At 68.3% G+C, this 13,712-nt stretch carries 15 protein-coding genes; 10 read left to right on the top strand and 5 right to left on the bottom strand.

The features are described from left to right. Positions 1–587, bottom strand: a 587-nt coding sequence (locus A9X05_RS08395; protein ID WP_156736557.1) for a Rieske 2Fe-2S domain-containing protein, incomplete at its 3' end; no start/stop codon positions are given. Positions 588–952: 365 nt separating this feature from the next. Here A9X05_RS08395 and A9X05_RS08400 point away from each other — a divergent pair. Genes A9X05_RS08400 through A9X05_RS08420 form a run of 5 tightly spaced genes read left to right on the top strand, consistent with a single transcriptional unit; the run spans position 953 to position 5,010 of the window. Continuing rightward, complete coding sequence (locus A9X05_RS08400; RefSeq protein WP_067751656.1) at positions 953–1,924, top strand: Rieske 2Fe-2S domain-containing protein; 972 nt, start codon at positions 953–955, stop codon at positions 1,922–1,924. Continuing rightward, on the top strand, positions 1,921–2,406 hold the full coding sequence (locus tag A9X05_RS08405; RefSeq protein ID WP_066950130.1) for a hemerythrin domain-containing protein: 486 nt from the start codon (positions 1,921–1,923) through the stop codon (positions 2,404–2,406). Before A9X05_RS08400 ends, A9X05_RS08405 begins: the two co-directional genes overlap by 4 nt. 60 nt (positions 2,407–2,466) lie before the next feature. Continuing rightward, positions 2,467–3,222 carry a protocatechuate 3,4-dioxygenase subunit beta gene (gene pcaH / locus A9X05_RS08410; RefSeq protein ID WP_067780578.1) on the top strand — a complete coding sequence of 252 codons (756 nt, stop codon included), beginning with the start codon at positions 2,467–2,469 and terminating at the stop codon, positions 3,220–3,222. Further along, positions 3,215–3,787 (top strand): protocatechuate 3,4-dioxygenase subunit alpha, encoded by a 573-nt coding sequence (gene pcaG / locus A9X05_RS08415; protein WP_067780581.1) that lies wholly within the window; start codon positions 3,215–3,217, stop codon positions 3,785–3,787. The genes pcaH and pcaG overlap by 8 nt, the downstream gene beginning before the upstream one ends. Beyond that, positions 3,784–5,010 (top strand): lyase family protein, encoded by a 1,227-nt coding sequence (locus tag A9X05_RS08420; RefSeq protein ID WP_067751665.1) that lies wholly within the window; start codon positions 3,784–3,786, stop codon positions 5,008–5,010. The genes pcaG and A9X05_RS08420 overlap by 4 nt, the downstream gene beginning before the upstream one ends. Here the strand turns inward: A9X05_RS08420 and A9X05_RS08425 are convergent. Next, a complete protein-coding gene (locus A9X05_RS08425) occupies positions 5,001–5,648 on the bottom strand; it encodes a TetR/AcrR family transcriptional regulator (RefSeq protein ID WP_067751668.1) in 648 nt (215 codons plus the stop codon). The genes A9X05_RS08420 and A9X05_RS08425 overlap by 10 nt on opposite strands. A 216-nt stretch (positions 5,649–5,864) precedes the next feature. Between A9X05_RS08425 and A9X05_RS08430 the strand changes: the two genes are divergently transcribed. Both A9X05_RS08430 and A9X05_RS08435 read left to right on the top strand, forming a co-directional pair. Further along, on the top strand, positions 5,865–6,146 hold the full coding sequence (locus A9X05_RS08430) for a DUF1876 domain-containing protein (protein WP_067751671.1): 282 nt from the start codon (positions 5,865–5,867) through the stop codon (positions 6,144–6,146). A gap of 12 nt (positions 6,147–6,158) precedes the next feature. After that, the gene (locus A9X05_RS08435) at positions 6,159–6,962 is read left to right on the top strand and encodes an HPF/RaiA family ribosome-associated protein (protein ID WP_067751674.1); all 804 of its coding nucleotides are present in this window, start codon (positions 6,159–6,161) and stop codon (positions 6,960–6,962) included. Positions 6,963–7,070: 108 nt separating this feature from the next. Here A9X05_RS08435 and A9X05_RS08440 read toward each other — a convergent pair whose 3' ends face one another. After that, positions 7,071–8,912 carry a long-chain fatty acid--CoA ligase gene (locus A9X05_RS08440; protein WP_067780584.1) on the bottom strand — a complete coding sequence of 614 codons (1,842 nt, stop codon included), beginning with the start codon at positions 8,910–8,912 and terminating at the stop codon, positions 7,071–7,073. A 150-nt stretch (positions 8,913–9,062) separates the two neighbouring features. Beyond that, complete coding sequence (locus A9X05_RS08445) at positions 9,063–9,326, bottom strand: hypothetical protein (RefSeq protein WP_067751785.1); 264 nt, start codon at positions 9,324–9,326, stop codon at positions 9,063–9,065. A gap of 329 nt (positions 9,327–9,655) precedes the next feature. Between A9X05_RS08445 and A9X05_RS08450 the strand changes: the two genes are divergently transcribed. Further along, positions 9,656–10,639 carry a GNAT family N-acetyltransferase gene (locus A9X05_RS08450; RefSeq protein ID WP_067751680.1) on the top strand — a complete coding sequence of 328 codons (984 nt, stop codon included), beginning with the start codon at positions 9,656–9,658 and terminating at the stop codon, positions 10,637–10,639. A gap of 23 nt (positions 10,640–10,662) precedes the next feature. On the opposite strand, the gene A9X05_RS08455 is transcribed toward A9X05_RS08450, so the two are convergent. Then, positions 10,663–10,932, bottom strand: coding sequence for a hypothetical protein (locus A9X05_RS08455; RefSeq protein WP_067751683.1), 270 nt, complete (start codon positions 10,930–10,932; stop codon positions 10,663–10,665). 212 nt (positions 10,933–11,144) lie between these two features. Between A9X05_RS08455 and A9X05_RS08460 the strand changes: the two genes are divergently transcribed. Both A9X05_RS08460 and A9X05_RS08465 read left to right on the top strand, forming a co-directional pair. Further along, positions 11,145–12,404 carry a S9 family peptidase gene (locus A9X05_RS08460; RefSeq protein WP_067780587.1) on the top strand — a complete coding sequence of 420 codons (1,260 nt, stop codon included), beginning with the start codon at positions 11,145–11,147 and terminating at the stop codon, positions 12,402–12,404. A gap of 15 nt (positions 12,405–12,419) precedes the next feature. After that, positions 12,420–13,712: wax ester/triacylglycerol synthase domain-containing protein (locus A9X05_RS08465; protein ID WP_067780590.1), on the top strand; the 1,293-nt coding region annotated here is incomplete at its 3' end.

Here is a 13,712-nt window from a genome sequence, read left to right on the forward strand (position 1 = left end):
TGGTACATGTCGCCGGCGAAATTCTCGGCGCCGATCTTCCAGTTCGCCTTGATGCGCCAGCGCTGCGGCCCCCGCACTTCCACGCCGCCGGCGCTCTGCTTGGTGTAGAAGTCCAGATAGAACTTGAAGTCGCCGAGGAAGTCCTCGAGCGGTTCGGCCCCTGGGTCCAAGTTGATGAACAGCAGGCCGTTGTAACTCGCGAAGTTCGGTGCGGGGAGCAGGGTCTGGGAGCTTCGGGCGAACCCGTCCTCGCCGCCGTACGCCTCCCGGTGGAACGGCAGACCGGTGAGCTTGCCGTCATTGCGGTAGGTCCAGCCGTGGTACGGGCAGCGGAAGTTGGAGGCGTTGCCCATCTCCGCGCGACACACCTGCATGCCGCGATGCAGGCACATATTGAATAGGGCGCGCACATCGCCGGAGGAGTCGCGGGTGATGATGAAGGAATCGTCGAGGACCCGGCGCACCACGTAGTCGCCGTCCTGCGGGATCTCGGACTCGTGCGCCACGAACGTCCACGCCCGTGAAAACAGCCGCTCCTTCTCCAGCGCGAACAGATCGGCGTCGTTGTAGATGTGGGCCGGAATCATCCCCTCGCGGACGCCGGCGAACACGGTCTCGAGGCCGGCGCAGGCGTCGCGATGGACTGTCACGGTAACCCCCGGCCGACGCTTCGATTATCTGATAGACAGAGAAATGTTCCGCTCTCAAGAATCCCGCATCGACCCGCCGTCGGTCAATCGCCCGATTAGCGGGCGCGATCCGCGGCCAGGCGTTTACCAGAATGCTTTCTGGTAACTCACAGGCGGCGAACAATCACGTCGCCGGACGCCCGGGCTACGGTGGTCACGTCAGCTCCACCGCGCATGTGAGCGTGCGGTAATCAACGGGTAAACGGTTGGATTTTGCGTGCGTTGCCTTAATTTGGCGACGCATCTGAGGAAGGGCTGGTGCAATGGCTGATCGGTCACTGGACGGTCGATTGCAGAAACTCGGATCGCGCGTGGTGGCGGCCATCGGGCGTCAAGAGTGGCTGGATCGCCCGAGCTATCGGTTCGAACACCTGCTGAGCTTCGCCTTCAACGGCCTGGGCGGCGCCCGCGACAGCGTCACCAATGCGCTCCACGGGGTATGGCTCGGCCACCCGGTTCACCCGCCGCTGGCGTCGCTGACGAGCGGCGCGCTGGGTACCACCGTCGCGCTGGACGCCCTGAGCCTGCTTCCGGGCCGGCCCGCCACGGAAGTCCGCGACGCGTCGAGGTTCGCGTCCCGCGCGCTCGGGTTGGGGATCCTGGCCAGCATCGGGTCGGCCGTCACCGGTGTCACCGATTGGCAGCACACCCACGAATCCGATCGCCGGGTCGGTGCCGTGCACGGCGTGGTGAACTTGGTGGCCACCGGGCTGTATGCGCGGTCGTGGTGGGATCGCCGGCGGGGTCGGCACGGCCGCGGGATCGCCCTCACCGCATTGGGTTACGGCATCACCGTCGCCGGCAGCTACCTCGGCGGGGCGCTGGTGTTCGAGTCCGGCATCGGGATCGACCAGTCGGGCGCGCGGCTGCGCAAAGCGGAATGGACGCCGGTGCTGCCGGCGAGCTCGCTGAACGGAAAGCCGGTGCGGGTCGAGGTCGACGGGGTGGGCCTGGTGGTGTGCCAGACCAGGCCCGGGGAGGTTGCGGCGTTCGGCGAGTTGTGTCCGCACCTGGCGGCCCCCATGGCCGACGGCTGGATCGACCGTGGCCGGCTCGTATGTCCTTGGCACGGTTCATGGTTCGCGGCCGAATCGGGCGACGTTCTGCGTGGACCGGCGGCGGCCCCGCTGCCGTGCTATGAGGCGAGGTTGGTCAACGGAATGGTCGAAGTTCGCGGCGAACCCGGGCCCGGGCTCGGTGCCGCGGTGGGAAGCGGAGAAGGGAGACCGCAGTGAACGCCTACGACGTGCTGAAAGAACACCACATCGTCATCAAGGGCCTCGGCCGCAAGGTCAGCGAGGCCCCGGTGAACAGCGAAGAGCGGCATGCCCTTTTCGACGACATGCTGATCGAGCTCGACATCCACTTCCGCATCGAGGACGACCTGTACTACCCGGCCCTCAAGGACGCCACCAAGCTGATCGCCGTCGCCCACGCCGAGCACCGTCAAGTGGTCGACCAGCTCTCGGTGCTGCTGAGAACGCCGCAGAGCGCGCCGGGCTACGAGGACGAATGGAACTCTTTCAAGACGGTGCTTGAGGCCCACGCCGACGAGGAGGAGCGCGACATGATCCCGGCACCTCCCGAGGTCAAGATCACCGACGCCGAGCTCGAGGAGTTGGGCAACAAGATGGCCGCGAAAATGGAGCAATACCGCGGGTCCGCGCTCTACAAGATGCGCACCAAGGGGCGGGCGGCGCTGGTGCGCTCACTCTGACTCCGGCGCCGCCGCCGATTTCCGCGGTGTGCGGGGCCATGGAGAGTAGCGTCACGGCTCATGAAGCCTGAGTGTCTCGCGTCTCAGGGTGACATTACGGCCGAGATCGCCGCCATCGCAGCCGAATACCGCGGGCCGGAAGCTCAGCCCCGCCTCGACTACCCGCCGTACCGCGGCACCGCACTGCGGCATCCCAAACAAGCCCTGGTGCCGGTCGATCCCGAGGGGGTCGAACTATGGGCGCCATGCTTCGGCCACCAGGACGTCGACGCGGTCGACGCCGACCTGACGGCCGGGCATCCTGGCGAACCCCTGGGCGAACGCGTCATCGTGGCCGGGCGTGTGGTCGACGGGTCCGGCAGACCGGCGGCCGGCCAGCTGATCGAGATCTGGCAGGCCAACGCCGGCGGCCGCTACCGTCATCAGCGCGACCAGCATCCGGCCCCGCTCGACCCCAACTTCACCGGCGCGGGCCGGTGCCTGACCGGCCCGGACGGCTCCTACCGCTTCCTGACCGTCAAGCCGGGCCCGTATCCGTGGCGCAATCACCACAACGCCTGGCGCCCCGCACACATCCACTTCTCGGTGTTCGGGACCGCGTTCGGCCAGCGCCTGGTCACCCAGATGTACTTCCCGGGCGACCCGCTGTTCGACCTGGACCCGATCTTCCAGTCGGTCCTCGACCCCGCCGCGCGCCGACGGCTGATCGCCCGCTACGACCACGACCTCACCGAGCCGGAATATGCCACCGGATATCGGTGGGACATCGTGCTGACGGGCGGCGGCCGCACGCCCGTCGAGGGCCGCCATGACTGAATGTGCTTGCACCCCAGGGCAGACGGTGGGTCCCTTCCTGGGCCTCGGGTTGCCCTATCCCGGTGGCGGCGCGCTGGTCGGCGACCGGCACGCGCACGCGGTCCGGCTGCACGGCGCGGTGTACGACGGCGCAGGCGACGGCGTGCCCGACGCCCTGGTCGAGCTGTGGCAGCCCGACGGCGCCGGGCGCGTCCCGCGGCAGGCCGGTTCGCTGCGCCGCCGGCATGACGACCATGGCGCGTTCACGGGCTGGGGCCGGTGCGCGACCGACGCCGGCGGCCGGTATGCCTTCACCACGGTGGCGCCCGGTCCCACCGCCCCCGGGCGGCCGCCGTTCTTCGCCCTCACCGTGTTCGCGCGCGGACTGCTGGACCGATTGTTCACCCGCGCCTACCTGCCCGACGGCGACCTCGGCGCCGACCCGCTGCTGGCGGGTCTGGGTGCCGATCGTCGCGCCACCCTGCTGTGCGTCCCCGAAAGCGATTGCCGGGATTACCGTTTCGACATCCACCTGCAGGGTCCGCTCGAGACCGTCTTCCTGGCGTACCGAGACGGTGGGCGATGACCAACCTGTTGTGGCCCGGCGACCACCGCGCCCGAGACCACATGACGGATCGGGCCCTGCTGGAATCGATGGCCGCGGTGGAAGCCGCCTGGCTGGACGCCCTCGTCGCCGAACGCCTGGCCCCGCCCGAGTGCGCGGGGGCGGACCTGCCAATGCTGTTGACCGCCAACGATTGCGAATCCGTGGCGGTTGCCGCCGAGGACGGCGGCAACCCCGTCATCGGGCTCGTCGGCCTGCTGCGGCAGCGTGCCGCGCCGAAAGTCGCGCCGTGGATCCATCGCGGTCTCACCAGCCAGGACGTCCTGGACACCGCCCTGATGCTCGGCGTGCGCGAGGCCGTGGGGGAGCTCGCCGCACAGCTCAGAGGTCAGGTCTCGACGCTGTCCGAACTCGCCACCCTGCACCGCTTGACGCCCATGGTCGCGCGCACCCTGACCCAGCACGCGGCGCCCACCACGTTCGGGGCGAAGGCGGCCGGCTGGCTGAACGGCGTCGTCGATGCCTTCGAGGCGCTGTCCACATTGGTCATCCCCATCCAGATCGGCGGGGCCGCAGGCACATTGGCCGCCAGCACCGAGCTGGCAGCGCTGCTCACCGGCTCCGCCGACCCCGCCGCGGTGTCCGCAAGCCTGGCGCGCAGCACCGCAACGGCTTTGGGATTGGCCATCCGAATGCCGTGGCACACGGCGCGGGCGCCGGTCACCGCGGCCGCCGATGCCTTCGTCGGCTGCACCGACTCCTGGGGGCGGATCGCCTCGGACGTCGTCACCCTGGCCCGCCCAGAAATCGGCGAACTGACCGAATCCGGCGGCGAGAACCGCGGGGGCTCCTCGTCGATGCCGCACAAGCGAAATCCCGTGCTGTCCATCCTGATCCGACGGACCGCCCTGTCCGCACCGCCGCTGGCGTCGACCCTGCACACCGCGGCGGCGCTGGCCAACGACGAGCGACCGGACGGCGCCTGGCACGCCGAATGGGACACGCTGCGCACGTTGGCCCGGCGGGCCGTCGCCGCCGGCTCCCAATGCGGCGAGTTGCTGGCCGGACTGGCCGTGCACGCCGACCGGATGTCCGAAAACCTCGACCACGCAGACGTTTTCGGGGAGCAAGAGGCGATCGCCGAACTGGCGGGGAAACCACCGTCGCCCGCTTATTTCGGCGCCGTGGACCGGCTGATCGACGAGAGCCTGGACCGGGCCCGGCGGGCGCTCGGTCAGCGCTGATAGATGCTGGCCAGCCAGATGTGCAGCAGCGTGTCGACCGCCCGGTCCTCGGGCATCGCCTCGTCCTCGGCGGTGAACGTCGCGGCCATCACCCGCTCACTCAACATGTTGAGGGCGAGCGAGAGCTGCTCGGCCGGGACGGTGTCGGGGGCGGCGCCCCGGCCGCGCTCGGCCTTGATGGCGGCCGTGGTCAGCGAGATCCACCTCTGCATGAGCGTGGACCACAACTGCCGGACCTCGGGGTTGGTGGCCTTCGCCGAGGCGCCCGCCACGGCGACCGCCGGGTGAGAGCCCGATACCTCGAAGAACGCCTCGATGCGCGCCCGCCACAGCTCCGCGGGATCACCGGACGAGATTCCCCCGAGCGACCGGAGGGCCGCCTGCGCCTTTCCGTTCATCTGGTCCAGCAGCGACAGCAACACCGCGTTCTTCGATCGGAAATAGAAGTAGAAGGTGGGACGCGAAATCCCGGCGCCTTTTGCTAGGTCGTCCACGGAGAAATCGGCGAGCGGCCGTTCCTGCAGCAGCCGCTCCGCGGTGGCCAGTATCGCCTGTTCGCGGTCGTCACCTGAGTGCGGCGACGACCGGCGGCCCCGCGAGGCATGCAGGTACTTGGTCTGTGTCGGGAGGTTGGACACGCCCGCTACTGTTGGGCACCCCGATATACGCGAACGAAACTGTTGATTAAGCCCAGCAATAATGTCGATTAAGTTCGACGTTTTCTTCGCGGGCGTCCGCGCATTTGCTGGCCCTTTCATCGCCGTGGGGGGCCCAAGGCCGGGCCGACGAACTGCCCCGCGATTCGGGACTTCCGCCCCTACTGCCGCCCCGGCGCGCGATGGTCGCATCGGGTGATGACGAAGAACGACGACGCCACCAAGGCGTGCCGCATCGACGTGCTGGTCGAAGAGCGCGACGAGAAGACCCGGGCCAAGGCGCGACTGTCCTGGCAAGGCAAGACGTTGGTCGGCGTCGGCCTGGCGCGACTCGACCCGGCCGACGAGCCCGTGGCCACGATCGGCGACGAGCTCGCGATCGCCCGCGCGCTCTCCGACCTGGCGAACCAGCTGTTCGCCGCGACATCGACCGACATCCAAGCCAGCACGCACGAGCCCGTCACGGGCCTGCATCACTGACCGGGAGACACCATGAGACAACGACCCGATCTCCCGGCTGCCCTAGACGTCCAGGTGACGACGCGCGGTCAGCTGCCCGGGGCCGACGAGTACGCGCGGACGAAGATCGGCGAGCTCGGCCACCTGACCCACGAACCGGTGCTGTACGCCCACGTCAAGTTGAGCGAGCACGGTGACCCCGCGGTGGCCCGCCGGGTTATCGCCCAGGCCAACCTCGATGTCAACGGCCGGCCGGTGCGCGCGCAGGTCGAAGGCGTCACCGCGCGGGAAGCGATCGACCGACTCGAGGCGCGGCTGCGCCGCCAGCTCGAGCGCGCCGCCGAACACTGGGAAGCCAAGCGCGGTGGCATGCCACGGGGCGGCTCGCACGAATGGCGGCACGAGACCGAGCCGACGCACCGACCGAAGTACTTCCCGCGGCCGGACAGCGAACGCCGAATCATGCGGCACAAGTCCTACAGCCTGCCCGCCTGCACGGTGGAGGAGGCCGCGCTGGAGATGGAGCAGCTCGACTACGACTTCCACCTGTTCACGGAGAAGGCCACGCGGCAGGACAGCGTGCTATACCGCGAGGGTCCGGCCGAATACCGCCTGGCACAGATCAATCCGGTGACCGTGGACGATTTGGCGCCGTTCCGGTTGCCGCTGACCATCAGCCCCCAGCCGGCCCCGCGCCTGGATATCGATCAGGCCATCGAGCGGATGGGGTTGCTCGGCCTGCCGTTCCTGTTCTTCGTTGACACCGCCCGCGACCGTGGCAACGTGCTGTATCACCGCTACGACGGACACTACGGGCTCATCACACCGGCGACGTGAAACACCAAGAGACCAACTGAATCCGCGGCGGTCCCGGCATCCCCCCGTCCGGGACCGCCGCCCCAAACTTCGCTCTCCCGGCAAGGCGAACAGGCCGGTATTGGGGCGTCAGGATTCGTAGAGAGCCTGCAGACGGTCGGCGAATTTGTCGATGACCACTTTGCGCTTCAGCTTCATGCTCGGCGTCAGATCGCCGGATTCGACGGTGAATTCGCGATCGGCGATCGTGAACTTCTTGATCTGTTCCCAGCGATTGAGTTCGGTGTTCAACGCGTCGATGTAGCCGGCGATCAGCTGCTGCGTCTTGTCGTCGCGCGCGATGTCGGCGAAAGACTTGCCCGCCAGGCCGTTCTTGTTGGCCCAGTCGGTGATCGCCTCGCTGTCGAGACTGACCAGCGCGACACAGTACGGCTTGCCCTCGCCGTAGACCACGATCTCGCTCACGTACGGGCAGCAGCCCTTGAAGCGCGCGTCGATCGCGGACGGCGCGACGTATTTGCCTTGCGAGGTCTTGAACATGTCCTTCTTGCGGTCGGTGATCCGCAGGAATCCGTCGTCATCCAATTCGCCGATGTCGCCGGTGTGGAACCACCCGTCCCCGTCGAGCGCCTCGGCGGTGGCGTCCGGTAGGTCGTGGTAGGCGGTCATCAGACCCGGACCCCTGAGCAGGATCTCGCCGTCGTCGGCGATCTTCACATCGGTGGCGGGGAACGGCCAGCCGACCGTCCCGAACCGATACGCGTTGGGGCGGTTGATGAATGATGCGGCAGCGGTCTCGGTCAGCCCGTAGCCCTCCAGCACGATGATGCCGACGGCGTCGAACCACTGCGCGACGTCGCGGTCCAGCGCGGCGGCCGCGGAAACGAAGAACCGCAAGCGCCCACCGAACCGTTCGCGGATGGTGGTGAACACCAGCCGGTCGGCGAGCCTGTAGGCCAGTGACGACGCCAGCGAAGGCTTCCTCCCGGACTGTCGCGCCTCCGACACCTTCTTGCCGACCCCGATCGCCCAATCGAAGATGATCTTCCTGAGCCTGCCGCGTTCGGCGGCCATGTCCTGAATGCGGGCATGCGCCTTCTCGAAGATGCGCGGAGCCGCGCCCATGATGGTCGGTCGCAGGGCCGCGAGATTGTCGATGATCCGCTCCACGCGGCCGTCGATGGCGGTGGGGAAGCCGATCTGCAAGGGCAGCGCCAGCATCACCTTGCCGAACGCGTGCGCCAGCGGCAGCCACAGGAAGTTCAGGTCGTCGGGGCCGAGGATGCCCAGCGAATCGATGGCCGCGGCGGTGTACGTCCATGCCCCGTGCGTCAGTCGCACGCCCTTGGGCCGACCTGTGGTGCCGGAGGTGTAGATGAGGCTGGCCAGGTGGTCGGGACCGACGGCCGCGATCCTGTCGTTGACGGCATCGGGCGTGTCCGCGAGCAGTTGCTTGCCCAATAGGTCGAGGTCGGCGAGGGAGATCACCCAGTCGCCGTCGCCGTTGCCGTCGATCATGACGACCTTGCGGACGTCGGGCAGTTCGGCCCGATGCTCGATCAGCTTGTCGAGCTGGCTCTGGTTCTCGGCGACCACCACCCGGCTCCCGGAATTGGCGACGATGTAGGCGACATCTGTGGCGTTCGTCGTGGGGTAGACGGTGGTGGTCGCGGCGCCCGCGCACATGATCGCGAAGTCGGCGAGGACCCACTCGTAGCGCGTCGCGGAGGCGAGCGCGACCCGGTCCTCCGGTGCGATTCCCAACGCGATCAGCCCGGCGGCCAGGTTGTTGACCCGTTCGCCGACCTGCTGCCAGGTCACGCTGGCCCAGGTGTGGTCCTGCGGATAGCGGAAGGCCTCCGCGTCGGGGGTCGCCGCGACGCGGTTGACAAACATCTGTGCCACCGACGGTGCGCGGTTCTCGATCTTGCGGAAGTCGGGCCTCTCCATCGAGGCCAGTGGTGCATTCATAGCGCGAATCCATTGCTGCCGGAACGGATACCGATGACGTGGTGCACCGGTATAACGTCGATCCTGCGGAGCGTGGCGGCTATGCGGTAGTGACGAAAGTCACGTGGGGGGCGGCAAACGTCCCCGCCGCGCTACATCCGATCCGACCGGTCAGTCGGCCAGGGCGATCTCGATGGACAGGCACTCACCGAGGGCGTGCGCCGCGGACCAGTCTTCCCCTCGAACCGCGCGCTCGAGGTCGTCAACCAGCGGGCTGTGCGCACCGAGCTCCTCCAACCAAGCGGACACGGTGGCGGGTATCTGGTGGGCGGGCACTCGGGCAACATGTCCCTCGTGGAGGCGATCGGTCAGCTGATAGATACGGGCCGCCGGCCGGCGCTGTGGCCAATGCTGCCGCCACTTCGCTGTATTCATGTTCCCCTCCCCGTTCGCCTTCTCGATCCATCCGACCAGCCTCGAGGGCCCGGCCGTAGAGGCCAAGAGCACGTTCACCGAAAGGCTTTGGTCTCGGTTCCGATCTGCCGAAGTCCCAGTCCGACAGGGTCTTTTGTCACAGCGGTCACCTACTTCCTTCTCCGGCGATGGCGGTGCGGCTCGCGTACCGTACATCGGGGAGGACGCATCGCCACGTTACCCGTTCCGGGACCGCAAAATTACGAAATTGGCGAGATGACCGCTTTAGCAATGGATTCGCAATCGGGGTGTGATTCGGGCGGGAGATCCGAGCTGACAGGTGGACCGATGTGAGGGCTGTCCGCGCCGAAGAACTCGCGGCGCTGCCCGTGTTCGCCGATATCCCGGCCGAGGACCTCAAGGCGTTGGCCCACCTTCTCGAGCCCCTGCACGCGGTAGCCGGCGAGGTCCTGATGCGGCAGGGGGAACGGGCGGAGTCTTTCGCGATCATCGCGTCCGGCCGCATCGGGGTGCGGCACGTCGGATCAAAGGGCCGTGTCACGCTCACCGAGCTGTCCTCCGCGACGATCGTCGGGGAGATCGCGTTGCTGCGGCACGCCACCAGGACCGCAACGGTGACGGCGGTCCAGGACGTGCGCGGGTACATCGGATACGGCGCCGCCTTCGACCGCATGCTGGCGATGCCGGTCATCGCCGACCGCATGCTGCGCACCGCGCGGCAGCGGCTGGCCGCATACGTCGTCCCGATCCCGGTGACGATCAAGGACGGCGCGGTGCTCTCGCTGCGTCCGGTGCTGCCCGGCGACGCCGAGCGGTTCAAGAGCAGCGGCTCGTTCTCCCGGGAGACGCTGTACCGGCGGTACCAGGGCGGCGCTCCCACCGATGCGCGCCTGACCTATCTCTTCGAGGTCGACTACGTCGACCACTTCGTTTGGGTGGTCACCGACGGCGCCGCAGGCCCGGTCGTGGCGGACGCCCGCTTCGTCCGGGATCAGGACGACCCCGCCTCGGCGGAGGTCGCGCTCACCGTGGCGGACGGCTACCAGGGGCGGGGGATAGGCACGCTGCTCCTCGGCGCACTCGCGGTCGCGGCGCGCGTCGACGGCATCAAGCGCTTCCACGCCCGCGTGCTGTCCGACAATCCGCCCGCGCGCGCGTTGGGGGACAAGGTGAACGCGCATTGGGCGCACGAGGAGCCGGGCGTGGTCACCACGACGGGGGAGATCCCGCGATATCGGGATCTACCCCTCGATCGCGTTGTCTATCAACAGATCCGGCAAGTGGCCCGCCAGGTGATCCATGCGTTCGACTAGGGCGGCCTGCCGGGGCGGGTTGTCTACTCGCCGTGCTTGCTCACGGCGTGGCCGGCGCTGCGGACCACGCTGCGGAAGAACTCCATGCGGGCGGTGACCAACTCGTCGGCCAGGTCCAGGGCGGCGTCGACGACGGTCTTGCGGCGCGACTGCTCGGGGAGCACGGGGCTGATCTGGTCGACGAATTTGCGGACCGCATCGATGGCTTGCTTGCGGCCGGTTTCGACGGATTCCAGCACGTCATCGGACAGTTCGGCCCAGCGCGGTTCGGTCTTTTGCGGTGCCTCGGTCATGATCGGACTCCTAGGGAGCGTCTGAGGTGCTTGTGGCGGCTCCGACGTTACGACCGCCCGGCGAGCGGCGCGAGTGACGAAAGACCCTTCGCGCCTGGTCATAGGGCCCGGGCCGGTTCCGCAACGTCGGCTTGTCGGGCAAGGACTTTCGCGGGGGCGACCGGGCCGTAAGTCCCTAACCCGCCGATTTCAGCGCCTGCTAGTTTGCCACCATGGCCGTACCGACCGACGACGACGGCGTTTCCCGACGCTCGGGGGGCGCGTTGCCGTTGAGCCCACCCGCCGGTGTCGGCTTGAGCAGCGCCGTCAAGCCGTTCACGAGCACCGGTCGCTACCTGGCCGAGTCGTGGCGCGATTACCTCGGCCAAGCGCCCGACGAGCTTCCGATCGCGCGACCCACCCTGGCCCTGGCGGCGCAGGCGTTTCGCGACGAAGTCGTCCTGATGGGCCTCAAGGCGCGACGCCCGGTCAGCCGCCCCGAGGAGTTCGCGCGGATCACGGACGAGGTCGTCGCCGGGCTGACGTTCTACGGCGAGCGCGGATGGCTCGACCATCCGAAGAGATTCTTCGGTGCACCCCCGCCGCTTTCGGACCTCACGGTGCACGAGGTCAAGAAGGGCAGGCGATCCTTCTACCGCATGTCTTTTGACAGCGGGTACCGGCCGCGGCCGGGGGAGCCCGGCGCGGATCGGTGGATGAGCTACACCGCGAACAACCGCGAGTACGCCCTGTTGCTACGCCATCCGCAACCGCGGCCGTGGCTGGTCTGTATACACGGCACGGAAATGGGCAGGGCCGCATTGGATCTCGCGCTGTTCCGGGCCTGGCGGTTACACGCCGAACTCGGACTGAACGTCGTCATGCCGGTCCTGCCGATGCACGGGCCCCGGGCCCGGGGCCTGCCGAAGGGGGCGGTGTTTCCGGGGGAGGACATCTTCGACGACGTGCACGCGACGGCGCAGGCGGTGTGGGACATCCGGCGGTTGCTGTCCTGGATACGCCGGCAAGAGCCGGAATCCCAGATCGGCTTGAACGGGCTGTCGCTCGGCGGCTACATCACCGCGTTGGTAGCCAGCCTCGAGGCGGGTCTGACCTGCGCGATCCTCGGCGTCCCGGTCGCCGACCTGGTCGGCTTGCTGAGCCGGCACTCCGGGCTGGGCCCCGACGATCCCCGGCGTCAGACCTTCGAACTCGCGGAGCCCATCGGGCGGATGACGTCGCCGCTGTCGCTCGCACCGCTGGTCGGAAAGCCGGGGCGTTTCATCTACGCCGGTGTCGCCGACCAGGTGGTGCACCCGCGCGAGCAGGTGGTCCGCCTCTGGGAGCACTGGGGCAAACCCGAAATCGTCTGGTACCGCGGCGGTCACACCGGATTCTTCCGCGCGCGACCGGTACAGCGGTTCGTCGAGGCGGCGCTGCAACAGTCGGGCCTGCTGAATGGGCCCATGACCGAGCGCGACCGCCCCGCTTAAGTCGCGGAGGCCGAGATGAATCCGCTGGATCCGCTGGACGCGGCGATGATGACCGCGGAGTGGGTGTCCAGCCCGATGCACGTCGGTGCCGTGCTGATCCTGTCGCCGCCCGATGACGCCGGGCCCGACTACGTCGACGACCTGCATCGGAGGACGCTCGCGGGCAACGATCCGATCGATCCCAGGCTGCGCAAGTACCCGCACCGCGGTGTGGACACCGGCGGCATGTGGGTGTGGCGACACATGGATCCCGTTGACGTGAGCCAACATTGCCAGCGTCGCACGGTGTCCGGTGACGGATTCTGGCGGCTGATCGGGGAACTGGACGCCCTGCGGCTGGACTGGACCCGGCCGATGTGGATGTCCTATCTGATCGACGGCCTCGACGACGGCCGCTTCGCCTTCTACATCAAGGTGCACCACACCGTGACCGACGGGGTGGCGGGTTTCCAGATGATCACCGACGCGCTGAGCGCTGATCCCAGCCGCCGCTCGATGCCACCGTTTTACGCCGACTGCCGTCCCGAGCCCGCGCCCCCGTCGTCCGGCGGGCTGGTGTCCCGCCTGGTCGCGCCGCTGCGGTCGCTGACGGGCGCGGCGGCGTCGGGTGCGGGGCTGATCGGCAAGGTGGCCACCGGCGAGATCGCCACCGTGCTCGACGCCCTGGTGGGGCACACCACCGCGTTGCCGCTCGGGGCGCCCTACACGCGGTTCAACGGGCGCCCCGGCCCCGAACGCGCGGTCGCCGCCGGCAGTTGGGCCAAGGAGCGCATCCACGCCGTGCGTCAGGCGGCCGGCGTGACCGGCAACGACGTGCTGACCGCGATGGCGGCCGGGGTGGTGCGGCGGTGGTTGGGCGATCACGGGGAACTGCCCGATCGGCCACTGGTGGCTGCCTGCCCGATCACGGTGCGCGATCACGAGCACGATTCGGCAGATGACCAGCATGGCAACAAGTTTGGTCTTTGGATGTGCCCGTTGGGCACCAACCTGGACGACCCGCTGGCCCGGCTGGATGCGATCCATCGATCGATGTCCGAGGGCAAGCGCTGGGTGGGCAAGCGCGGCGCGGCGGCGTCACTTCTCACCAACGCGGGGAGCATCGCCGCGACGGCGATCGGTCCGCTGCTCCCGTTCACGCCGAAAATCCGCACCGGATACAATCTGCCGATCTCACATGTCCGCGGACCGGCGGCCGAAATGTATTGGAACGGCGCGCGAATCGAGGAGATGTATCCGGTGTCGACGGTCTACGACGGTCACGCACTCAACATCACGACGTGCTTGTACGCCGACCGGGTCGGATTC

Source organism: Mycobacterium sp. E3298 (assembly GCF_001666895.1).
Lineage (GTDB): Bacteria > Actinomycetota > Actinomycetes > Mycobacteriales > Mycobacteriaceae > Mycobacterium.

What these genes read in the sequence shown, in the direction of transcription:
- A9X05_RS08400 (WP_067751656.1), top strand. Translation starts at nt 953, where the DNA reads ATGGCTGATCGGTCACTGGACGGTCGATTGCAGAAACTCGGATCGCGC.
- pcaH (WP_067780578.1), top strand. Translation starts at nt 2,467, where the DNA reads ATGAAGCCTGAGTGTCTCGCGTCTCAGGGTGACATTACGGCCGAGATC.
- pcaG (WP_067780581.1), top strand. Translation starts at nt 3,215, where the DNA reads ATGACTGAATGTGCTTGCACCCCAGGGCAGACGGTGGGTCCCTTCCTG.
- A9X05_RS08420 (WP_067751665.1), top strand. Translation starts at nt 3,784, where the DNA reads ATGACCAACCTGTTGTGGCCCGGCGACCACCGCGCCCGAGACCACATG.
- A9X05_RS08430 (WP_067751671.1), top strand. Translation starts at nt 5,865, where the DNA reads ATGACGAAGAACGACGACGCCACCAAGGCGTGCCGCATCGACGTGCTG.
- A9X05_RS08435 (WP_067751674.1), top strand. Translation starts at nt 6,159, where the DNA reads ATGAGACAACGACCCGATCTCCCGGCTGCCCTAGACGTCCAGGTGACG.
- A9X05_RS08440 (WP_067780584.1), bottom strand. Translation starts at nt 8,912, where the DNA reads ATGAATGCACCACTGGCCTCGATGGAGAGGCCCGACTTCCGCAAGATC.
- A9X05_RS08445 (WP_067751785.1), bottom strand. Translation starts at nt 9,326, where the DNA reads ATGAATACAGCGAAGTGGCGGCAGCATTGGCCACAGCGCCGGCCGGCG.
- A9X05_RS08455 (WP_067751683.1), bottom strand. Translation starts at nt 10,932, where the DNA reads ATGACCGAGGCACCGCAAAAGACCGAACCGCGCTGGGCCGAACTGTCC.
- A9X05_RS08460 (WP_067780587.1), top strand. Translation starts at nt 11,145, where the DNA reads ATGGCCGTACCGACCGACGACGACGGCGTTTCCCGACGCTCGGGGGGC.